Source organism: Streptomyces sp. LN549, from assembly GCF_043203805.1.
Classification (GTDB): domain Bacteria; phylum Actinomycetota; class Actinomycetes; order Streptomycetales; family Streptomycetaceae; genus Streptomyces.
This window is the reverse complement of the sequence record NZ_JAZHRI010000002.1, coordinates 6,605,066-6,626,855: the sequence shown is the minus strand read 5'-3', so window position 1 is coordinate 6,626,855 and position 21,790 is coordinate 6,605,066. Positions and strand designations below refer to the sequence as shown.

General features: G+C 71.6%; 18 protein-coding genes and 1 pseudogene. 5 read left to right on the top strand and 14 right to left on the bottom strand.

Going from position 1 to position 21,790, the window contains the following annotated elements; genetic code table 11:
• Nucleotides 1–33 precede the first annotated feature (33 nt).
• Nucleotides 34–633: a MarR family winged helix-turn-helix transcriptional regulator gene (locus tag SH922_RS29820; protein ID WP_393061245.1), complete on the bottom strand. Its 600-nt coding sequence runs from the start codon at nt 631–633 to the stop codon at nt 34–36.
• A gap of 230 nt (nt 634–863) precedes the next feature.
• On the opposite strand from SH922_RS29820, the gene SH922_RS29815 reads away from it, so the two are divergent.
• Complete coding sequence (locus tag SH922_RS29815) at nt 864–1,046, top strand: hypothetical protein (protein ID WP_393061243.1); 183 nt, start codon at nt 864–866, stop codon at nt 1,044–1,046.
• 200 nt (nt 1,047–1,246) lie between these two features.
• Nucleotides 1,247–2,611 carry an MFS transporter gene (locus tag SH922_RS29810; protein ID WP_393061241.1) on the top strand — a complete coding sequence of 455 codons (1,365 nt, stop codon included), beginning with the start codon at nt 1,247–1,249 and terminating at the stop codon, nt 2,609–2,611.
• Nucleotides 2,612–2,691: 80 nt separating this feature from the next.
• Here the strand turns inward: SH922_RS29810 and SH922_RS29805 are convergent, their stop codons facing one another.
• The 9 genes and pseudogenes from SH922_RS29805 to rimP all read right to left on the bottom strand — a co-directional run bounded on the left by SH922_RS29805 (nt 2,692) and on the right by rimP (nt 14,850).
• A complete protein-coding gene (locus SH922_RS29805; RefSeq protein ID WP_393061239.1) occupies nt 2,692–3,645 on the bottom strand; it encodes a bifunctional riboflavin kinase/FAD synthetase in 954 nt (317 codons plus the stop codon).
• Nucleotides 3,646–3,688: 43 nt separating this feature from the next.
• A complete protein-coding gene (locus SH922_RS29800; RefSeq protein ID WP_393061237.1) occupies nt 3,689–7,423 on the bottom strand; it encodes a trypsin-like peptidase domain-containing protein in 3,735 nt (1,244 codons plus the stop codon).
• 200 nt (nt 7,424–7,623) lie between these two features.
• Nucleotides 7,624–8,520 carry a tRNA pseudouridine(55) synthase TruB gene (gene truB, locus SH922_RS29795; RefSeq protein ID WP_393061235.1) on the bottom strand — a complete coding sequence of 299 codons (897 nt, stop codon included), beginning with the start codon at nt 8,518–8,520 and terminating at the stop codon, nt 7,624–7,626.
• Nucleotides 8,517–8,966 carry a 30S ribosome-binding factor RbfA gene (gene rbfA / locus SH922_RS29790; protein ID WP_393061233.1) on the bottom strand — a complete coding sequence of 150 codons (450 nt, stop codon included), beginning with the start codon at nt 8,964–8,966 and terminating at the stop codon, nt 8,517–8,519. Before rbfA ends, truB begins: the two co-directional genes overlap by 4 nt.
• Nucleotides 8,967–9,151: 185 nt before the next feature.
• Entirely contained in the window at nt 9,152–9,448 is a 297-nt protein-coding gene (locus tag SH922_RS29785) for a DUF503 domain-containing protein (RefSeq protein ID WP_326739190.1), read from the bottom strand.
• Nucleotides 9,449–9,585: 137 nt separating this feature from the next.
• Nucleotides 9,586–12,722, bottom strand: a pseudogene (infB, locus tag SH922_RS29780) (translation initiation factor IF-2).
• 148 nt (nt 12,723–12,870) lie between these two features.
• The gene (locus SH922_RS29775; RefSeq protein WP_176729335.1) at nt 12,871–13,149 is read right to left on the bottom strand and encodes a YlxR family protein; all 279 of its coding nucleotides are present in this window, start codon (nt 13,147–13,149) and stop codon (nt 12,871–12,873) included.
• Between the two features lie 160 nt (nt 13,150–13,309).
• Nucleotides 13,310–14,350 carry a transcription termination factor NusA gene (gene nusA, locus SH922_RS29770; protein ID WP_362556424.1) on the bottom strand — a complete coding sequence of 347 codons (1,041 nt, stop codon included), beginning with the start codon at nt 14,348–14,350 and terminating at the stop codon, nt 13,310–13,312.
• A gap of 2 nt (nt 14,351–14,352) precedes the next feature.
• A complete protein-coding gene (gene rimP, locus SH922_RS29765; RefSeq protein ID WP_393061230.1) occupies nt 14,353–14,850 on the bottom strand; it encodes a ribosome maturation factor RimP in 498 nt (165 codons plus the stop codon).
• Between the two features lie 177 nt (nt 14,851–15,027).
• Between rimP and SH922_RS29760 the strand changes: the two genes are divergently transcribed.
• The 3 genes from SH922_RS29760 to SH922_RS29750 are packed head-to-tail and all read left to right on the top strand — an operon-like array spanning nt 15,028 to nt 17,028.
• Complete coding sequence (locus SH922_RS29760; RefSeq protein ID WP_393061228.1) at nt 15,028–15,558, top strand: hypothetical protein; 531 nt, start codon at nt 15,028–15,030, stop codon at nt 15,556–15,558.
• The gene (locus SH922_RS29755) at nt 15,555–16,064 is read left to right on the top strand and encodes a ferritin-like domain-containing protein (RefSeq protein WP_393061226.1); all 510 of its coding nucleotides are present in this window, start codon (nt 15,555–15,557) and stop codon (nt 16,062–16,064) included. Before SH922_RS29760 ends, SH922_RS29755 begins: the two co-directional genes overlap by 4 nt.
• A 28-nt stretch (nt 16,065–16,092) precedes the next feature.
• Nucleotides 16,093–17,028: an aminoglycoside phosphotransferase family protein gene (locus SH922_RS29750; RefSeq protein WP_393061224.1), complete on the top strand. Its 936-nt coding sequence runs from the start codon at nt 16,093–16,095 to the stop codon at nt 17,026–17,028.
• Between the two features lie 66 nt (nt 17,029–17,094).
• Here the strand turns inward: SH922_RS29750 and SH922_RS29745 are convergent, their stop codons facing one another.
• The 4 genes from SH922_RS29745 to ispG all read right to left on the bottom strand — a co-directional run bounded on the left by SH922_RS29745 (nt 17,095) and on the right by ispG (nt 21,675).
• Entirely contained in the window at nt 17,095–18,795 is a 1,701-nt protein-coding gene (locus SH922_RS29745; RefSeq protein WP_393061222.1) for a proline--tRNA ligase, read from the bottom strand.
• A 73-nt stretch (nt 18,796–18,868) separates the two neighbouring features.
• Entirely contained in the window at nt 18,869–19,444 is a 576-nt protein-coding gene (locus SH922_RS29740) for a GNAT family N-acetyltransferase (RefSeq protein WP_393061220.1), read from the bottom strand.
• Between the two features lie 62 nt (nt 19,445–19,506).
• Nucleotides 19,507–20,349, bottom strand: coding sequence for a GNAT family N-acetyltransferase (locus tag SH922_RS29735; protein WP_393063730.1), 843 nt, complete (start codon nt 20,347–20,349; stop codon nt 19,507–19,509).
• Nucleotides 20,350–20,520: 171 nt separating this feature from the next.
• Nucleotides 20,521–21,675 (bottom strand): flavodoxin-dependent (E)-4-hydroxy-3-methylbut-2-enyl-diphosphate synthase, encoded by a 1,155-nt coding sequence (ispG, locus tag SH922_RS29730; protein ID WP_393061218.1) that lies wholly within the window; start codon nt 21,673–21,675, stop codon nt 20,521–20,523.
• Nucleotides 21,676–21,790 lie beyond the last annotated feature (115 nt).

Sequence of the window (21,790 nt, the reverse complement as noted above, 5' to 3'; positions counted from 1 at the left end):
CCCGGCCCCGGTGGGCCCACCATAAGCGAAGCTTCAGTGCTGAGATACTGAGCGCTGCGGTTCCGGTGCGATGTCCCGCCGAATGGGTGCGTTCAGTGCGGCACGGTCGGGCGGGGTCTGTTCCGCCGTCTCCAGCGAGCGTTCGAGCTTGCCGAGCAGCAGGCTCAGACTGCGCCGGTCGGTGGCGGACAGCTCGGCGAGCATCCGCTCCTCGTTGGCGAAGTGCGCGACGGCGACGACATCGGCGATCTCGGCCCCGCGTTCGGTGAGCCGGGCGTAGACGATCCTGCGGTCCGTCGCATCGCGCTCGCGGGTCACCAGGCCGGCCTTCTCCAGCCGGTCCAGCCGGAGCGTGATGCCACCCGTGGTGACCAGGGCAATGTCCGCGAGTTGACCGGCGGTCTGCCGGTACGGTGGCCCTGACCTGCGAAGAGCTGCCAGCACATCGAAGGAGGCCATGTTCAGGTCGAAGCATTCGAAGAGGTCGGACAGCAGCCCCTGGTAGCGCAGGAAGCTGCGGTGGAGCCGGCCGAGCACCTCCATCGGTGAGGCGTCGAGGGCGGGCAGCTCCCGCTTCCACTGCTCCAGGATGAGGTCGACCGCGTCGGGGCGGCCGGAAGCTCCACGAGTCATGTGCGTTGGGAGACCGGCGTGATGCCGCGACCCCGCGCCTCCTTACGAGAACACCGCGCACGGCGCAGCGGCGAGGTGTTCACGATACAACCGGTGACGGTCGCGGAACCCTTGTGGCGACAATTCCTTAGTGCTAGAACTCTCAGGATTAGCTGTTTCAGTCATTAGATAACTTTCTGTCATCAGATCACCCTCTGCCGTTACAGCAGAGGCCAGGAGGCGCGGTCCACATGTTCCTGCTCCCCGCCGGGCCGGCCGCCTCCACGACGCACCCCTGGAGTCACGACGAGGGCGCCACGGTCCCGACGGTGGCCGCCGCCAACGCGGCACACGGCGCCACGGGGGCACGGGCGACCACCCCGCCACCCTCCCCCGAGCGGATCTTCGAAGCCCTGCGGTCGCACGTGCACTGACCCGCACGCACATCCGTCGACCGGCCCCTGGCGCCGTTCGCCCCGGGCCGGTCAGCCATGCCCGGAGCCGTATCGGCATTCACGAATCCCCAGCTCAGGACCGGTTTCACTTCGTTATTAAATCTAAGCACTTAGTTATTGACCGCTAAGAGACTTCTTCCTAGGGTCACCGCAACTCCTCTGTTCGCGGAAGGATCCCCATGTCAATCGTGGCCAACGGCCCCACGGTGAGCTCCGTCTCGGCCAGGCTCGAACGCCTGCCGAGCTCTCGCTGGCACGTCAAGGTCCGCACCCTGATCGGCACCGTCACGTTCTTCGAGGCGTTCGATCAGCTGCTGACCGCCTCCGCCCTGCCCGTCCTGACCGAACAGTGGAAGCTGAGCACCGGTCAGGGCACGATGATCGTCACCAGCGGCTCGGTCGGCATGCTGCTCGGCGCTCTCGTGGCCGGCTGGCTCGGTGACCGCATCGGCCGGGTGAACACCGTCGCGCTGGGCGTCGCCGTGACCGCGCTGGCCAGCCTCGCCGTCGCCGTCTCCCCCGGCTTCGCCCTGTTCACCCTCTTCCGGTTCGTCCAGGGCCTGGGCATCGGCGGTGTCGTGCCGGTCGCCGCCACGTACATCAACGAGATCGCCCGGGCGGAGCACCGCGGACGGTTCGTGCTGCTCTACGAACTCATCTTCCCGGCGGGCCTCGCCACGGCCACGCTCGTCGCGAGGTGGGTGGTGCCCAGCTTCGGCTGGCGGGTGATGTTCATGATCGGAGCCCTGCCCGTCCTCCTCGTCGTCGTCCTGCGCCGCCAGGTGCCGGAGTCGCCCCGCTGGCTGCTCTCCCGTGGCCGGGTCGCGGAGGCCGAAGAGGTGATCGCGCGGATCGAGAAGGACGTGGCGAGGTCGACCGGCGCGCCACTCCCCGAACCCGGACCGGCGACGGTCGTCGAGACCGAGCGGGGCGGGCTGCGTGACCTGTTCGCCGGCCGTTACCTGCGGCGCACGGTCGTGGTGTCGGCGCTGTGGTTCGTCGCGTACTACGTGAACCACGGCATCGCCACGTGGCTGCCGTCGCTCTACACCAAGGAGTTCGGTCTCGATCTGCCTACCGCGCTCAACTACTCGCTGCTGAGCAATGTGACCGGTCTGATCGGCTGTCTGCTGGTCGCCCTCGTCATCGACAAGGTGGGGCGCCGGGTGTCCCTGGCGGTCGGTCTCGGCGGGGCGGCCGTCGCACTGCTCTCGCTGGCCGTCTCCGGCGCCACGTCCGGTGGTCAGGTCGCGGCATGGGCCTCGGTCGCGACGCTCTTCGTCTTCGCCACCAACGTGAGCCTCTACCTCTACACACCCGAGCTCTACCCGACCCGGAGCCGGGCACGCGGGGCGTCGTTCGGCGGGGTGTGGAACCGGCTCGGAGTCATCCTGGGACCGATCGTGGTCGGCGCGATCATCAGCTCGGGCGCCGGCCTCACCACGGTCTTCACCCAGCTGGGCTGTATCGCGGTGGTCGGCGCGGTGATCGCGCTGTTCGCCGTGGAGACCAAGGGGAAGACGCTGGAGGAGCTCAACAGCTGAGCAGCCCGTGTGCCACTACGGCTCCGGCCGGGACCGCGTGACAGCGGTCCCGGCCGGAGCCGTGGGGACGAGGTGAGCCCTCAGCCCCTGTCGTACGCGGCGATCAGCTCGCTGCACCGCTTCACATCGCCGGCCATCGCCACGAGCAGATCGTCGATCGAGTCGAACTTCAGCATGCCGCGCACGTACGCGAGGAAGTCCACGGCGACGTGCAGGCCGTACAGGTCGAGGCCGACGCGGTCGATCGCGTACGCCTCCACCGTCCGCTCGGTGCCGTCGAACTGCGGGTTGGTGCCGACCGAGATCGCGGCGGGCATCGCCTCGCCGTTCACATGCAGCCAGCCCGCGTACACGCCGTCGGCCGGGATAGCGGTGTGCGGCAGGGTCTCCACGTTCGCGGTGGGAAAGCCGAGCTCACGGCCGCGCTGTGCCCCGCGGACGACGATGCCCTCGACGCGGTGCGGACGGCCGAGGATCTCCGCGGCACCGGCCACGTCCCCCTCGGCGACCAGGCGCCGGGTGAGGGTCGAGGAGAACGGCTCGCCGCCCCCGGCCTCGCCGCGCACTCGCAGGTCGATGACCTCGACGCGGTAGTCGTAGGTGTCGCCGAGCTCGGTGAGCAACTGCACGTTCCCGGCGGCCTTGTGACCGAACCGGAAGTTGGGGCCCTCGATGACCAGCTGCGCATGCAGCTTGTCGACGAGCACCTTCACGATGAAGTCGGCCGGCGCGAGCTTCGAGAACTCTGTGGTGAACGGCAGGATCAGCACCGCGTCCACGCCGAGCTCGGCCATCAGTTCGGCGCGGCGGTGGTGCGGGGCGAGCAGCGGCGGATGGCTGCCGGGACGGACGACCTCGCTGGGGTGCGGGTCGAACGTCACGACGACCGAGGGCACCCCCAGCTCGCGGGCCCGCTCGACGGCCCGGCCGATGATCAGCTGGTGTCCGCGGTGCACCCCGTCGTAGGAACCGATGGTGACGACGCTGCGTCCCCAGTCCTGGGGGATGTCCTCCAAGCCACGCCAGCGCTGCACTCTGACCGCTCCTCGCCCGAACCTGTGTACGTGGGTTTGTCTCTTACGCAGGTCTAAGACTGCCATGCTCACGCCCTGCGGCCTGCATCGGCATGGTCATCGGGGCACCGAGTGCCTCCACCGTCCGCCGCGCGCCGGGGCCGATGACCGCCGCCCACTCCTGCGGGGCGTCGGCCAGCCACCCGATGACCAGCCCGCCGAACCCGGGCACGTCACGAGCGAGCGCGACCAGCAGGCGGTCGAACAGACCGGCCCCCTCGGGGGTGCGGACGAGCAGCATCCCCGTGCGGTGCACAAGGGCCCGGGTGCGGGCCGGTGACCGCCCGGCGCAGCCGGTCGCGGCGGCCCGCAGCAGCGCTTCCAGCACGATCGGGTCGCGGTATGCGCCGCCCTGCTCGAAGTCCAGCAACACCTCAAGCAAGGTGTCCCGCAGTTGCTGGGACGCGGGGCTGCCGGGCGAGGCGAGTACCCCCGCGAGTGCGCCGCGGACGGGCGCGGGCGCAGGGCGGTCCCGGAGCAGTCCGGTCAGCAGGGGAAGCAGCAGAGCCCGTGCGGCGGGCCCGTGTTCCAGCCTGCGGTCGAGGTACGCGGCGGTGTGCGAAGTGTCCCCGGGGTGGCTGTCGACGAAGGCGCGTACGAGCCCGGCGGTGTGCAGGGCGAGCGCGGGGGCGTCGAGCCCGGCGAGTGCGCGGAGCACCTCACCGGCGCCGTCCCCGGGCCGCACGAGTCGGTCCCGGTACGCGGCCAGCACCGGCTCCGGATGCGTGGGCAGCGCGACGGCGAGCGCGGCGGCGGACAGCTTCGGCCCGTCCGCGGCGAAGGCCCGGAGGGCTTGCGGCAGATAGCGGTCCCGGGTCTGCGGATCGGCCACGAGCAGAGCGAGCGCGGAGCCGTGCACATCGATGTCGGCGGGGCGGGCCAGCAGGGACAGGGCGGCGCGGCGCAGTAGGGCGCGATCCGTTTCGCAGGACAGATGCGGGGCGACGAGCGCTCCGTACGAGGCGGCCGCCATCCGGCGGACGCGACAGTCGTCGTCACGTGACCACCGCTCGACGGCCCGGCAGAGCGCGGCCGGTTCGTCCTCTGCCAGCGCGGCGAGCAGTTCGTCGGCGCGGGGGTGGCCGGACGAGACGAGCGCGTCGGTCAGATCGTCCACGTCGAGGTCACGGCGGGCGTAGAGGAGCGCCTGCGCGGCCGCCGCCACGGTGGGCCGCAACGCCACTCCCTCCTCGGCGGCGAGCGGGTGCTCGTCGGTGAACCAGGTGCACAGGAGCGGCTGGAGCGTACGCGGATGGGCGGCGAGCCGCCGGGCCACGGCGTCCAGGAACCGCCCGCCGCCGTCGCCGTCGCCGCGCGGTGGCCCGTCGGCGGGGACGAGCCGCCGGAACAGATCCATCCGGTCCGCCTCGGGCAGCCGCAGCCGCCGCCAGAACCACGGCCCGAACTCGGCGTACGCACCCCGCGCACCGGACCCGCCGCCGTCGCCCGAACTCCGGACGATGCGCCCGGCGAGCAGCCGGAGCACCCCGAGGTGCGGCCGCGCGTCGGGGACCCGCAGCAGCGTCTCGGACAGCAGATGAACGGCCCACCAGCGCGCGTCGGGGAACGGCACACCGCTGTCCGGGCGGCCGGCGGACTCTGCGGCCTCAGTGGCCTTCGCGGTCTCAGTAGCCTCTGCGGCCTCTGCGGCTTGTGCAGCCTCTGCGGCTTGTGCGGCTTGTGAGGCCTCCCCGGCCGAGAGCCGGTCCAGCGCCTCGATCAGATCGGCGAGCCGGTGGGCCAGCGCGGCCGGGCCCTGGCGGCGGCCCACGAGGAGGAGCGCCTGGATCACCGGCCCGATCCGGTGCCGCGGCACGGGAAGGGAGTGCGGCTGCTCCGGTGCGGGTGCCGCCTCCGGTCCGGCCTGCCCGCCCGGCCGACGGGGCTGCGGCACCCGGCCCGCGCCCGCGCCCTCCCCCGCCACCGCATCCGCATCCGCATGCCATCGGTGCACCAGCGCCCGCAGCGCCGCGTCCAGATCCAGATGAGCCCCCTGCACCCAGTCACCCAGCTCCTCGTGCGCGAACCGGTATCCCGCTCCCGCCGGGACCAGCAGGCCCTCGGTCAGCACCGCCGACGCCCAGCCCGTGCGCCACGGGAAGACCTCCTCGAACGACGCCCGGTCCAGCTCCCCCTGCCCGGGCCCCAGGCAGCGCCGGGCCGCCTCGTGGACCTGGCCCGCCACCCGCGCGGCCAGCCGTCGCACCTCCGTGCCGTGCGGCGCGGGACGCCACTGGGCGGCGATCCTGACCGCGATGCGCAGGCACATGAGGTCCAGATGGGCGCTGAAGACCTCTTCCGTGTCGGGACGCCCGGGGGTGTCCGCCGGGAGGGCCTCACGTACCTCCGCGAGCAGCCGCAGCGTGAGCGGGTGCCGGTCGTGGCCGGCGGCGAGTCCGTCGGGCGGGAGCGCGTACCCCGTCCGGGCCCGCTCGGCCTGGCCCGCCGTCAGGTCACCGATGCGGACGGCCGACGGGAGCCGCCTGGCGGGGCGGGCCGGGCGGTGCAGCGCGCCGGGCGGGCAGAGCGCGCCCGCGGTCTCCCAGTGCTCGGGCCGGCAGGCGACGACGAGCCGCGTCCCGTGCTCCCGCAGCCAGTCGACCGTCCCCTCGGTCCACCCGGCCAGCCGGTGCGCCAGGACGGGCGGCATCTCCTCGGGGCCGTCCAGCAGGACGAGCAGCGGGCTGCCGGCGTCCGCGGCCAGCCGGGCCACCCGCCCGGGAGTGGCGGTCGCCATGTCACCGACGGCTCCGGCGGCGGTGACGATGCGCCCGGCCTGCCGGAGCGTGCGGGCGATCGCATCGGCCACGGAGGTGTCATCGGCCAGCAGATCGGCGCCGCGCAGCCACAGGGTGAGCGCGGGCACCGGGCCCCGGGCCCGTCGTGCAGCGAGCGCGGCGAGTTCGGTGGTGCGGCCGGTGCCGGGCGCTCCGACCAGGCCGAGGACCACCGCGGGATCCTCCCCGCCCACTGTCCGGCCGGCCGCGGTGAAGGCGTTGAACTCCGCGAGGGCGTCGGGCCGTTCCACCGGATCGGGCCAGGCACTCGGGCCGCCCGCGGAGCCGACCGACATGGCGGTGAGCTGGAGCGCCCCCGCCGCGTTCAGGTCGATTCCGTATCCGGGTACCCCCATCGCGTTGCGTCGCAGAAGCGCGCGCAGCGGGCCGTCCCGGTCCGGGCCGGAGAGCGGCACCGCGCATCCCGCGGCAGCGTGACCGGTACGCAGGGCGGTGCCCAGGACGGCGATGACGGCGCCGGTGTCCGGGTCGAGCACGGGCCCGCCGACGGCCGCGCCGCCGAGCCGGAGCGCATCGCTGCCGTCCGTGCCGAGGGCCAGTTCCAGCGCCCGGCCGATCGTGTGGGTGCGGCCGCCGGCGGTGTACGTCACCGAGGTCGCGCCGAGGACGCGTGCCTCGCGCCAGCCGTGCGCGGCGATCGTCACATAGGTGCCGGCGCCGATCCGCTCCCGCGGGGCGATCGGCAGGGGCGGCGCTCCGAGCGCGTCCGGGCCGCCGGTGGTCAGGAGCGCGAGGTCCAGTTCCGGCAGTGCGGTGATGTCGTGGGCCTCGACGCGGCAGCTACGGCCGTCAGGGCCGTGCAGAAGGAGGTGCGGGAGGCCGTCGACCGCTTCGTGGCTGGTCACGACCGTGCCCCGGTCGTCCGCGACGAAGCCCGTCCCCCGCGGCCGGCCCGCCGGATCGCACAGTCGTACCAGCGTCGCCCGGTCCCCGCATCCCATGATCCGACGATAGGGCGACGGTGATCGACACAAGAAGCGGACAGGGTAAAAGCGCCCCGTTTGCACCCCCGATTCACTCCGAGCGCCTGCCCGTTGGGGTGAATCGGGGGCGTTCGCCGGACAGAATCCGGTGGGGGGTCGTGGAGCGGGCACAGGGGCCCTGCCCGCTCCACGACGGGGGCCAGGACGGGCCCCAGGTGTCAGGCGAAGACGGCGAGGCTCTTGGCCTTGCCCTTCTGCTCCTCGACGAGGACCAGGAACCGCCCGTCGGGCCCGAAGACCGCGACCGGACCCGGCGGGTACGTGGGCATGTCGAGCCGTACGCCGTTGAGCAGCAGCTTGGCCCTCTTGTCGTCGACGTCCCACCGGGGGAAGGCCGAGTCGGCGGCCTCGGCCACCGGCATCACGACCAGCTCCTCCTGGTGCTGGTCGAGCGTCCGCGCGGCATCGAGACCGTACGGACCGACGCGGGTGCGCCGCAGTGCGGTCAGATGCCCGCCCACGCCGAGCCCGGCGCCCAGGTCCCGGGCGATGGCCCGGATGTACGTACCCGACGAGCAGACCACCGAGACGACCAGGTCGACCACCGGGGTGCCGTCCTCGGCGACGGCTTCACGGACGTCGTAAACGTTGAAGGACGAGATGGTCACCGGCCGGGCCGGGATCTCGAACTCCTCGCCGCCGCGCACCCGCGCGTAGGACCGCTTGCCGTCGATCTTGATGGCGCTGACCTTGGACGGCACCTGCATGATGGCGCCGGTCAGGGCGGCGACCCCCGCGTCGATGCCCTCCCGCGTCACCCCGGAGGCGTCGGTGGACGAGGTGATCTCGCCCTCCGCGTCGTCCGTGACGGTGTCCTGGCCGAGCCGGATCGTACCGAGGTACTCCTTCTCGGTCAGCGCGAGGTGGCCGAGGAGCTTGGTGGCCTTCTCGACGCCGAGCACGAGTACGCCGGTCGCCATCGGGTCCAGCGTGCCGGCGTGGCCGACCCGGCGGGTCCGGGCGATGCCGCGCATCTTGGCGACGACGTCGTGCGACGTGAAGCCGGACGGCTTGTCAACGATGACCAAACCGTCCGGCGTTTTGTTCTGCGTCATGCGGAAGGTGAGTCCTCGTCCTCGTCCTCCGGCTTGCGGTACGGGTCCGCGTCGCCCGCGTACGTGGCGCCCGAGGACGCCTCACGCACCTTGGCGTCCGAGGCCCGTGCCCGGTCGAGGAGGTCCTCGATCGCCTTGGCGTTCTCGGGCAGCGCGTCCGCCACGAAGGCGAGGGTGGGGGTGAACTTCGTCCCCGCCGCCGAGCCGACCGCGGAGCGCAGGATGCCCTTGGCGCTCTCCAGCCCGGCCGCCGCGCTCGCGCGGTCCTCGTCGTCGCCGTAGACCGTGTAGAAGACCGTGGCCTCCCGCAGGTCGCCGGTGACGCGGGTGTCCGTGATGGTCACGTGCGTACCCAGGCGCGGGTCCTTGATTCCACGCTGCAGTTTCTCGGCGACCACCTCCTGGATGAGGTCCGCCAGCTTCTTAGCCCGCGCGTTGTCGGCCACTGGTCCGTCTCCTTCTCGCTTTGGAGCGACCGGGAATCGGGGGGCGGCGTCGCGGGGCCGGTCACGTGCGGCTGCGGCGTTGTCGTCAATCACCATGACTCCGCCATGGCTCAATCCTCCGCCTTGCAGCCGCACGCACCCAGCCCCGCTCCTTCACCCACCCCCCGATTCCCGGTCGGTCCTACTCAATCGTCTTCGTCGCTGTGCAGCCGCCGCCGTACGGACAGCAGCTCCACTTCCGGCCGGCCCGCGACCAACCGCTCGCACCGGTCGAGTACGTCTGTGAGGTGTCCGGTGTCCCCGGAGACCACGGCGAGGCCGATCTCGGCCCTGCGATGGAGGTCCTGACCGCCCGTCTCCGCCACGCTCACCGCGTACTTGCGCTGGAGCTCGGCAACGATCGGACGGACTATGGAGCGCTTCTCCTTCAGCGACCGTACGTCGCCGAGAAGCAGATCGAAGGACAGTGTCCCCACATACATGTGTGTCCGGATATCCCGCCGGTTCGGGTTCGCGCCCTGCCGGTGATTGGCAGGGACACAAGAACCGTACACGGAACGGCCGGGGCCGATCGACGGAAATACGTCCCGTCGACCGGCCCCGACTGTTGAGGTACGGGTCAGCCTCGCGGCTTCTCGCGCATCTCGTACGTCGCGATGACGTCGTCGATCTTGATGTCGTTGAAGTTTCCGAGGTTGATACCACCCTCGAAGCCTTCGCGGATCTCGGTGACGTCGTCCTTGAAGCGGCGCAGACCGGAGATGTTGAGGTTCTCCGCGATGACCTTGCCATCGCGCAGCAGGCGCGCCTTGGTGTTGCGCTTGACCTCGCCGGACCGGACCAGCACACCGGCGATGTTGCCCAGCTTGGACGAGCGGAAGATCTCGCGGATCTCCGCCGTACCGAGCTCGACCTCTTCGTACTCCGGCTTGAGCATGCCCTTGAGGGCCGCTTCGATCTCTTCGATCGCCTGGTAGATGACCGAGTAGTACCGGACGTCCACACCTTCGCGGTCGGCCATCTGCGCGGCACGCCCTGCGGCGCGCACGTTGAAGCCGATCACGATGGCGTCGGAGCCGGTCGCCAGGTCGATGTCCGACTCGGTGACCGCACCCACACCGCGGTGCAGGACCCGGATGTCGACCTCTTCACCGACGTCGAGCTGGAGCAGCGAGGACTCGAGAGCCTCCACCGAACCGGACGCGTCGCCCTTGATGATGAGGTTGAGCTCCTGGACCAGACCGGCCTTGAGCGCCTCGTCCAGGTTCTCCAGGGAGAACCGGACACCCTTGCGGGCGAAGTTGGCGTTGCGCTCACGAGCGGCACGCTTCTCGGCGATCTGACGGGCCGTACGGTCCTCGTCGACGACCAGGAAGTTGTCGCCGGCACCCGGGACGTTGGTGAGACCCAGCACGAGGACGGGGGTCGAGGGACCCGCTTCCTCGACGTTCTCGCCCTTGTCGTCGAGCATCGCGCGGACTCGGCCGTACGCGTCGCCGACCACCATCGTGTCGCCGACCCGCAGCGTGCCTCGCTGGACCAGGACGGTCGCAACGGCACCACGGCCGCGGTCGAGGTGGGACTCGATCGCAATACCCTGCGCGTCCTGCTCCGGGTTGGCCCGCAGGTCGAGCGAGGCGTCGGCGGTGAGGACGACGGCCTCCAGAAGAGCCTCGATGTTGAGGCCCTGCTTGGCGGAGATGTCGACGAACATCGTGTCGCCGCCGTACTCCTCGGCCACCAGACCGAACTCGGTGAGCTGACCGCGCACCTTGGTCGGGTCCGCACCCTCGACGTCGATCTTGTTGACCGCGACCACGATCGGCACGTCGGCCGCCTTGGCGTGGTTCAGCGCCTCGATCGTCTGGGGCATCACACCGTCGTTCGCCGCCACCACGAGGATCGCGATGTCGGTGGACTTCGCACCACGTGCACGCATGGCGGTGAACGCCTCGTGACCCGGGGTGTCGATGAAGGTGATACGGCGGTCCTCGCCGTTGACCTCGGCGCCGACCTGGTACGCACCGATGTGCTGCGTGATGCCGCCGGCCTCGCCCGCAATGACGTTCGTCTTGCGGATCGCGTCCAGCAGTCGGGTCTTACCGTGGTCGACGTGACCCATGACGGTCACGACCGGCGGACGGGAGACCAGGGCCTCTTCGCCGCCCTCGTCCTCGCCGAACTCGATGTCGAAGGACTCGAGCAGCTCGCGGTCCTCCTCCTCCGGGCTGACGATCTCCAGGACGAAGTTCATCTCGTCCGCGAGGAGCTTCAGCGTCTCGTCGGAGACGGACTGCGTGGCAGTGACCATCTCGCCGAGGTTCATCATCACGCCGACGAGCGACGCCGGGTTGGCGTTGATCTTCTCGGCGAAATCGGTGAGGGAGGCACCGCGCGACAGCCGGACGGCCTGTCCGTTGCCGCGAGGCAGCATGACGCCGCCCACCGACGGGGCCTGCATGGCCTCGTACTCCTGGCGCCTCTGCCGCTTCGACTTGCGACCACGACGCGCGGGACCGCCGGGACGGCCGAAGGCGCCCTGCGTGCCACCACGGCCACCGGGACCGCCGGGACGGCCACCGAATCCGGGACGACCGCCGAAGCCGCCGCCACCACCGGGACGGCCTGCGCCGCCACCGCCACCGCCGCCACCGGGACGACCGGCGAAACCGCCGCCACCGCCACCGGGACCGGCCGGACGGCCTGCGAAGCCGCCGCCACCGGGACGGCCTGCGCCGCCACCGCCGCCGGGACGACCGCCGCCGCCACCGGGACCACGGCCACCGCCGGGGCCACCACCGGGACGCGGGCCGGCAGCGGGACGCTGCGGCATCATGCCCGGGTTGGGACGGTTACCGCCGGCGCCGGGGGCGCCGCCGGGACGAGGGGACTGCGGGCGCGGCATGCCGCCGGGAGACGGACGTGCGCCGCCCTGACCCTGGCCCTGCGGACGCGGGGCGCCGCCGGGGCCGCCCTGCGGACGCGGGGCGCCGGGGCGCTCCTGACCGCCACCGGGACGCGGGGCGCCACCGGGACGGGGCGACTGCGGACGGGCCATGCCCGTCGAGCCACCGGAGGTGAAGGGGTTGTTGCCCGGACGGGGACCGGCCGGACGTGCGCCGCCGGGGCGCGGGGCGCCCTGGCCTGCGGGGCGTGCGGGGCGCTCGGCGCCACGCTCTCCACCACGGCCGCCGTCACGCTGGCCACCGTCACGGCCGCCGTCGCGCTGACCGCCGGCCGGAGCCGGACGGGCGGGGCGGGGACCCGGGGTGGCACCCGCGGGACGCGGGGCCTGCTGCTGCTGCGGCGCTGCCGGCTGGGCCGGAGCCGGAGCCGAGAACTCGGCTGCGGGCACCGGGGTGACCGGGGCGGCCTTCGGCGCGGGCTTGGGACCCGGACGCGGGCCCGCCGACGGCGCGGAAGGTGCAGCGGGGGGGTGCTCGCCGGGGCTTCGGCAGCAGCCGGCTTGGGGGCCGGTGCGCCGGGCTTCGGGGCACCGGGACGTGCCGCAGCGGCCGGGGAGGGCGCTGCGGGCTTCACAGGGGCGGCCTTGCGGGGCGCGCCAGGCTTTGCAGCGGACTTGCCGGCGTTGCCGCCGGGCCCCTGCAGTGCGTCAGTCAACTTGCGTACAACCGGCGCCTCGATCGTCGAGGACGCCGAACGTACGAATTCACCGAGTTCTTGGAGCTTGGCCATGACGACCTTGCTCTCAACCCCGAACTCCTTGGCGAGTTCGTATACCCGGACCTTAGCCACTTCGCTCCTTTTAGGTCCGGGTTACCGCCGGACCGTCGCTACTTCATGGGCGTACTCATCGCGTACTCATCGAGTGCTCATCGCAATCTCGACCTACTTCCAACTCGCGAGGTACCTGACCGCACGGGGACCCGTGCCGTTCAATTTCTTACGGTGTCACCCGCTCGACGAACCGCTGCACCGCAGCGGGGTCGAACGGCCCCTTGGCCTTGAAGGCCCGGGGGAATGCCCGGCGGCGAACCGCCAGGTCCAGACAGACGGAGACGGGGTGTACATATGCACCCCGGCCGGGCAGCGTACCGCGAGGATCAGGGACGCATGCGTCCCCGTCCACCACGATGCGCAGCAACTCGCTCTTGGCCGCTCGCTCCCGGCATCCCACACAGGTTCGCTCGGGGCAAGCGCGGGCGTGCGTCCGGCCAGACACGTTTGAGTCTACCTCCCCGTACCGACCTCACCCCTTTGGGGCAAGAATCGAACGGATGTTGTCGTGATCTCAGCGGCGTGCCGACGAGATCTATTCCTTGTCATCCCGTCGGACCCCGGTCCGGACCGGGGTCCGACGGGGCCTTCGGGATCGTCGTGGGTCAGCGCCGCTCGGAGCGCTCCCGGGCCCGCTCGGCCCGCTCACGGTCCGCGACGTCGCGCTCGGCGTCGGTCTCGGTGTCCGGGCGGATGTCGATGCGCCAGCCCGTGAGACGGGCGGCCAGGCGGGCATTCTGCCCCTCCTTGCCGATCGCCAGCGACAGCTGGTAGTCCGGCACGGTGACCCGGGCGGAACGCGCACCGAGGTCAACGACCTCGACCTCACTCACCCGTGCGGGCGACAGCGCGTTGGCGACCATCTCGGCCGGGTCGTCCGACCAGTCCACGATGTCGATCTTCTCGCCGTGCAGCTCGGCCATGACATTGCGCACACGTCCGCCCATCGGGCCGATGCAGGCGCCCTTGGCGTTGAGGCCCGAGCGGGTGGAGCGGACGGCGATCTTGGAGCGGTGGCCGGCCTCTCGGGCGATCGCGCAGATCTCGACGGAACCGTCGGCGATCTCCGGGACCTCCAGCGCGAAGAGCTTCTTCACGAGGTTGGGGTGGGTCCGCGACAGCGTCACGGACGGGCCGCGGACACCCTTGGCCACACGTACGACGTAGGTGCGCAGCCGCAGACCGTGGGTGTACTCCTCGCCGGGCACCTGCTCCTGCACCGGCAGGATGGCTTCCAGCTTGCCGATGTCGACCAGGACGTTCTTCGGGTCCTTGCCCTGCTGGACGACGCCGGTCACGACATCGCCCTCGTGGCCCGCGTACTCGCCGAACGTCCGGTCGTCCTCCGCGTCGCGCAGCCGCTGCAGGATGACCTGCTTGGCGGTGGTCGCGGCGATCCGGCCGAAGCCCGACGGGGTGTCGTCGAACTCCTTGGGCTCCTGGCCCTCCTCGAGGTCGGCCGGGTCCTCCTTGGCCCACACGGTCACGTGGCCGCGCTCGTCCAGCTCCACGCGCGCCTTGCGGTGGCTGCCGTCCGTGCGGTGGTACGCGATGAGGAGGGCCGACTCGATCGCCTCGACGAGCACGTCGAACGGGATCTCCTTGTCCTGCGCCAAGCCCTTCAGAAGCTTCACATCGATGTCCACGGCTACGCCTCCTCTTCCTTCTTGTCCTTGCGGTTGAATTCCAGCTCCACGCGCGCCTTGGCGATCTCGTCGAAGGCGATCCGGCGGGACGTGGGCTTGCGGCCCTTGACGCCCGGCACCTCAAGATCGAGGCCCTCTTCGTCGACCGCGAGGATGCGGGCCACCAGCTCGCCGCCCTCGTTCAGCGTCAGCCTGGCGAGGCGGCCCGTGGCACGTACGTAGTGGCGGTGCTCTGTCAGCGGGCGGTCGGCACCGGGAGAACTGACCTCCAGGACGTACTCTTCCTCGCCCATCGCGTCGGTCTCGTCGAGCTTGGCGGAGATCGCGCGGCTCAGATCCGCACAGGCGTCGAGCTCCACGCCCTCCTCGGAGTCCACGATGATCCGCAGCACCCGGCGACGGCCGGCCCGGGACACTTCGATCTCTTCCAGATCCAGCTGCTCGGCGCTGACGAGCGGTTCGACCAGCCCGCGCAGCTTCTCGCTCTGGGTGGTGCTCATCCGGGTGACTCCTCGGCCGCGTGTGCTGTTGTGGGGATCGTCGCGTGTCTGGTCAAAGGGTATCCGGTCCCAGGGGGTGTTGCTGTCCGTCGGCCCCCGGGGCGCGGGTACGCTCGCCAACGGTGATCACTTCCGGACAGATCCAGTCAAGACAGGTCCAGGCCCGAAGGAGAACAAGTGCGGCGCACGGGGACGACGCGCAGGGGAGCGCTGACCGCGACGGGAGCGATCGCCATGGGGGCGGTGCTGGCCGGCTGCGGCAGCGGCGGCGATGACGAGAGCGCCGGACGCAAGGGTTCAGCACGGGCCGACGCACGGACCGCGGCCGACCGGTCGTCGGCTGAGACGTCGCTCCGGGTGAAGGCCCGAGGCGTGAGCACGTCGTTGTACGCCCAGTACGAGCACGTGGTCCAGGCCCATCCGGCGACCGCGGCCGGGCTCACCCCCCTTCGGGACGCCGTTCGCGCCCACATCACGGCCCTGGGCCCCGGCGACGCGCTCGGCTTCGTCCGGACCCGGCCCGGCACCGGTGGCGCCGCGGCGGCGGTCAGGGAACTGGCCGCCGCGGAACGCCGTGCCGCGGCCTCGCACACCGAGGCGCTGATGAAGGCCCCGCCGGAGCTCGCCCGGCTGCTCGCCTCGGTCGCTGCTGCTGCCTCGGCCCACGCCTATCTGCTGACCGAACTGGCCAAGGAGACGAAGGCATGAGCGACGACGGGACTCTGGAGGCCGCGCAGGCGGCGCTGGCCGCCGAACACGCGACCGTGTACGGATACGGGGTGGCGGGCGCCCGGGTCGCCGCGGACCGCCGCACCGAGGCCACCGCCGCCTACCACGCCCACCGGGCCCGGCGCGACGCGCTGGTGCGGACGGTGCGCGACCTGGGCGGTGAGCCGGTGGCCGCGGGTCCCGCGTACGCTCTGCCGTTCGCGGTACCGGACGCCGCCTCGGCCGTACGCCTCGCCGCCGTGCTGGAGGACCGGGTCGCGGATGTCTACTCCGACCTCGTGCGGGCCGCCGAGGGGCCGTTGCGGCGCTCGGCGGCGGACGCCCTGCGGGAGGCAGCGGTGCGCGCGGTCCGCTGGCGTGGCAGCGGCGTACCCTTTCCCGGGCTCGCCGAGCGTGCCGCGGACGGGTCCCGCACCGACGGGACCGGTGACAGGGACAAGGCGACGGCCGGCCGGTCCGAGGCCCAGGCCGGCACGGCGCACTGAGAGAACTCTGAAAGGGAACACGGCACGTATGGGTTTTGAACCGCCGCAGCGTCTGGTGCGAGCGCTCGGCGAGTCGTACGGGGATACGGCCGCCGGGGACTGGCTCGCACGGCTTCCCGGACTGACCGAGCAGGCGCTGGCCGCGACCGGGCGGGAGCTGACCGTGGAAAGGGTCGCCGCCCCGGGCGGTCGCAGCAGCCTGGTCCTGCTGGTACGGGATGCCGCCGGCGCCCAGGCAGCCCTGAAGCTCGCCCCCGCCGGAGCGGCGCCGGAGCTCGAAAGGGCGGCGCTGGCGCACTGGAACGGCTGGGGCGCGGTGAACCTGATCGCTCCCCCGGACGAGGTGCCCGTCGCGGAGACCGCGGGCGGCGCCCTGCTGCTGGAGCGGCTGCACCCCGAGGTGTCTCTGCGTTCGCTGCCGGAGGCGAAGGCGCTGCTGGAGGCGGCCGGGACGGTGCGGCGGCTCTGGGTCGAACCGCCCGCCGGGCACGCCTTCGAGACCGTCGCCGGGCGGACCGGGCTCCGGATCGATTCGATGCGGGCTTCGGCGGCGGCCGATCCCACCCTGGAGCCCCTGGTCTCGGCGGCCCTGGCGGCACGCGCGGAACTGGTCGCCCACTCCCCCGAGGCCGATCTGCTGCTGCACGGCAACTTCCGGCAGAGCAAGGTGCTCTCGGGCGAACGCGCGCCCTGGCTGACCGTCGGTCCCGAGCCGGTGGTCGGCGAGCGGGCCTACGATCTGGCGCGGCTGGTGCGGGACCGGGTCGAGGACCTGATCGCCTCGCCCGGTGGTGCGGTCACCGCCCGGCGAAGGATCAAGAAGCTCGCGGAGGCGCTGGACGTGGACCGTGACCGGCTGCACGGCTGGACGCTGTTCCGCGCGGTGGAGTCGGGCACCCGGGCGCTGGCGGCCGGGCGCCGCCAGGAGGGCGAAGTGACGCTGGAGTTCGCGGGCTGGCTGTAGCCCCGTATGCCGGAGGGCGCCGCACGGATGTCCGTGCGGCGCCCTCCGGTGTGTGGCGGGGTGGGATCAGCCCTGCTCGGTGAGACGGGCGATCGCCTCGTCGACCGTGAGCTCCTCGCGCTCGCCCGTGCGGCGGTCCTTCAGCTCCAGGACGCCCTCGGCCGAGCGGCGGCCGGCGACCAGGATCTTCGGGACGCCGATGAGCTCGGAGTCGGTGAACTTGACGCCGGGCGAGATGCCCGGGCGGTCGTCGACCAGGACGCGCAGTCCGGCGGCGCTGAGCTTCTCGGAGACGTCGAGGGCCAGCTCGGTCTGGAGCGCCTTGCCCGCGGCGACGACGTGCACATCGGCCGGGGCGATCTCGCGGGGCCAGCACAGGCCCTTGTCGTCGGCGGTCTGCTCGGCGAGGGCGGCCACCGCGCGGGAGACGCCGATGCCGTACGAGCCCATCGTGACGCGGACGGGCTTGCCCTGCTGGCCGAGGACGTCGAGGGAGAAGATGTCGGCGTACTTGCGGCCGAGCTGGAAGATGTGACCGATCTCGATGGCACGGTCCACCTGGAGGCCGGCGCCGCAGTTGGGGCAGGGGTCGCCCGCCTCGACGACGACGACGTCGAGGTAGTCGTCGACCTCGAAGTCGCGGCCCGCGACGACGTTCTTCGCGTGCTTGCCCTCCTTGTTGGCACCCGTGATCCAGGCGGTGCCGGCGGCGACGCGCGGGTCGGCGATGTAGCGGACCTTCTCCAGACCCTGCGGGCCGACGTAGCCGCGGACCAGGTCGGGGCGGCCCACGAAGTCCTCGGCGGTGACGAGCTCGACCACGGCGGGCGTGAGGTGCTCGCCGAGCTTGCCGAGGTCGACCTCACGGTCACCGGGCACGCCCACGGCCACGATCTCGCCGTCGACCTTGACCAGGAGGTTCTTCAGGGTGGCGGAGGCCGGGACACCGAGGTGCGCGGCGAGGGTCTCGATGGTCGGAGTGTCGGGGGTGTCCAGCTCCTCGACGGCGGCGGTCGCCGAGCCGTCGACCGGGGTGGCCTTGTAGGTCACGGCCTCGGTGTTGGCGGCGTAGTCGCAGCTGGGGCAGTCGACGAAGGTGTCCTCGCCGGCCGGGGCGGGCGCGAGGAACTCCTCGGACGCCGAGCCGCCCATGGCACCGGAGACGGCGGAGACGATGCGGTGGTCGAGGCCGAGCCGCTCGAAGATCCGGATGTAGGCGCCGCGGTGCAGCTGGTACGCCTCGGCGAGACCCTCGTCGGTGGTGTCGAAGGAGTACGAGTCCTTCATCTGGAACTCCCGGCCGCGCAGCACGCCGGCGCGGGGACGGGCCTCGTCGCGGTACTTCGTCTGGATCTGGTACAGGATCACGGGCAGGTCCTTGTAGGACGAGCACATGTCCTTGACGACCTGGGTGAAGACCTCTTCGTGCGTCGGGCCGAGGAGGTAGTCGGCGCCCTTGCGGTCCTTGAGCCGGAACAGCAGGTCGCCGTACTCGTCGTACCGGCCGCTCGCCTCGTACGCCTCCTTGGGGAGCAGCGCGGGGAGCAGGACCTCCTGGCCGCCGATGGCGTCCATCTCCTCGCGGACGACGCGGGTGATGTTCTCCAGGACCTTCTTGCCGAGCGGCAGCCAGGACCAGATTCCGGCCGCGGTGCGGCGTACGTAACCGGCGCGGACGAGGAGCTTGTGGTTGAGCGTCTCGGCGTCCGCCGGGTCGTCGCGCAGTGTCTTGATCATCAATCGGGACATGCGCTGGACCTGGGCCATGATGAACTCCTGCTCGGAAGGGTGATGTGCAGGAGGTTAGCCGGGTGGCACGGGCGGGCGGAAATCGATTGGCTCAGGCCTGCCCGCGGCGGAGCAGCGGAAGCGGTGCTCCCATGACCGCGTACGGCGTGGGAGCGCTGGGGAAATGAACCTGCCGGGCCAGGTCCCGGTAGCCGAGCGATCGGTACAGACCACGTGCCGGGCTCTCCGTGTCGATCGCGGAGAGGATGGAACGGGGCTGGTCGACGGCGTCCGTGATGGTGGTGATGAGGGTGCGGCCGATGCCCGCGTTCTGGAACTCCGGGTGGACATGGAGCTCGGTGATCACGAAGGAGTCGTCGAGCCAGCCGGCCGAGCCCGTGGCGCGCAGGTAGGGCTCGACGACGGTGGACCACCAGTGGCCGCGTTCGTTGGGCATGCCGTAGACGAACCCGACGAGGTCGCCGTCCGGGGTCATGGCGCCGAGGGCGCGGGCGCAGGGGTGGTCGAGATGTCTGAGGACGATGTGGCGGCGCACTTCGATCTCTTCGGGCCCGAGTCCGAAGGCGACGGCCTGCACGGCGAGCGCCTCGTCCACGCGCGCGGCAAGATCGATCGGTCCGATCCGGACGCTGGGAGTGCGGGGGCCGCCCCCGGGAGCTGCTGCCATGAGCAGACCCTACTGTCCGTGGCGGGGTGCGGGGTACGGGCCGGGGCGGGCCGGTGGCGGGATCAGAACAGCACGCTCATGAACGCACCGGTCTCACGGAAGCCGATGCGGCGGTACGCCTTGCGCGCGGGGGTGTTGTAGTCGTTCACGTACAGGCTGACGATCGGCGCGACATCGGCCAGCGCGTACCTCAGGACGGCCGCCATGCCGGTCTCGGAGTGGCCTCGGCCACGGAACTCGGGGGCGACCCAGACTCCCTGGATCTGGCAGGCCTGTGCGGTGGTGGCGCCGATCTCCGCCTTGAAGACGACCTTTCCGTCCTCGATCCGGGCGAAGGAGCGGCCGGCGCCGACGAGTTCGGCGACGCGGGCCTGGTAGAGGAGTCCGCCGTCGCCCGCGAGCGGGGAGATGCCGACCTCTTCGGTGAACATGGCGACGCAGGCCGGCATGAGGACGTCGATCTCGTCCTTGCGGACGCGGCGGACCAGCGGGTCGGGTGCCACGTCGGCGGACGGGCTCTCGGTGACCATGAGCGGCTGGTTGGCCCGGACCTCGCGGGCGGGGCCCCAGCCCGGTTCGAGGAGCCGCCACAGCTGTGCGGTGGGCCCGGCCGGGCCCACGATCGAGGAGCAGCGGCGGCCGGCCCTGCGGGCACGGTCGGCGAAGGCACGGACGGCCTCGGGGGTGGCGCAGATGGGGACGAGGTTGGCCCCCGAGTAGCAGAGCGAGCGCAGGCGGCCGTCGGCGTACCAGCCCCACATCTCGCCGCCGAGGCGCCAGGGGTCGAGGCCTGCGATCTGGACCCGGGAGGTCACGAAGGCGTTGGCTACGGGTTCGCTCTCCAGCACCGCGAGGGCGGCGCCGAGGTCGCTGGGTTCGAGGACCCGGGTGGTGGTCTGCGTCAACACGAGGGGGCCTCACCATGCGGTCTGCTGATTTCCGCACTGTACCCAAAGAGGCTGAGGGGCGCCGCTCGTGGCTGTGAACCGTTTCTGCGGAAGCCGGTGACCTCGCTCACGGGCAGCGCCCCGCGGGGAGGGTTCCTCCGGCGGGGCGCTGTCGTGGGTGTCATGGGATCAGCTGATGGAGACCTCGGGCTCGCCTGAGGCGATGCCGTCCTTCTCCATCTGTTCGGCGATCTTGAGGGCTTCCTCGATGAGGGTCTCGACGATCTTCGACTCGGGCACCGTCTTGATGATCTCGCCCTTGACGAAGATCTGGCCCTTGCCGTTGCCCGAGGCGACGCCCAGGTCGGCCTCGCGCGCCTCGCCGGGACCGTTGACGACGCAGCCCATCACGGCGACCCGCAGCGGCACCTCCATGCCGTCGAGGCCCGCACTCACCTGATCGGCCAGCTTGTACACGTCCACCTGCGCGCGGCCGCACGAGGGGCAGGACACGATCTCCAGCCGGCGCTGCTTCAGGTTCAGCGACTCCAGGATCTGGAGCCCGACCTTGACCTCCTCGGCGGGCGGCGCGGACAGCGAGACCCGGATCGTGTCACCGATGCCCTCGCTGAGCAGGGCGCCGAACGCGACTGCCGACTTGATCGTGCCCTGGAACGCCGGGCCCGCCTCGGTCACGCCGAGGTGCAGCGGGTAGTCGCACTGTGCGGCGAGCTGCCGGTAGGCGTTGACCATCACGACCGGGTCGTTGTGCTTCACCGAGATCTTGATGTCCCGGAAGCCGTGCTCCTCGAAGAGGGACGCCTCCCACAGCGCCGACTCCACCAGGGCCTCCGGCGTCGCCTTGCCGTACTTCTTCAGCAGCCGCGCGTCCAGCGAGCCCGCGTTCACACCGATCCGGATCGGCGTCCCGGCGTCGTTCGCCGCCCGCGCGATCTCCTTGACCTTGTCGTCGAACTGCTTGATGTTCCCGGGGTTCACCCGCACCGCCGCGCAGCCCGCGTCGATCGCGGCGAATACGTACTTCGGCTGGAAGTGGATGTCCGCGATCACCGGGATCTGCGACTTCGAGGCGATCGTCGCGAGCGCGTCCGCGTCGTCCTGCGTCGGGCACGCCACCCGCACGATCTGGCAGCCCGAGGCCGTCAGCTCCGCGATCTGCTGCAGCGTGGCACCGATGTCGGACGTACGCGTCGTCGTCATCGACTGCACCGAAACCGGCGCGTCCCCACCGACCGCCACCGACCCGACCTGGATCTTGCGGCTGACCCGCCGTACGGCGAGCTGGGTCGGAACGGTGGGCATTCCGAGAGAAATCGCAGTCATGCGCTGAGCATCCCCAAGGTGTGGATCGAGGTCCCGAAGTCGGCGGGCTCCGGCCTTCGAGGTTACGGCACCGAGCACGGCGTGAAGCACACCGCGTCCGGGAACCCGGGCAAAA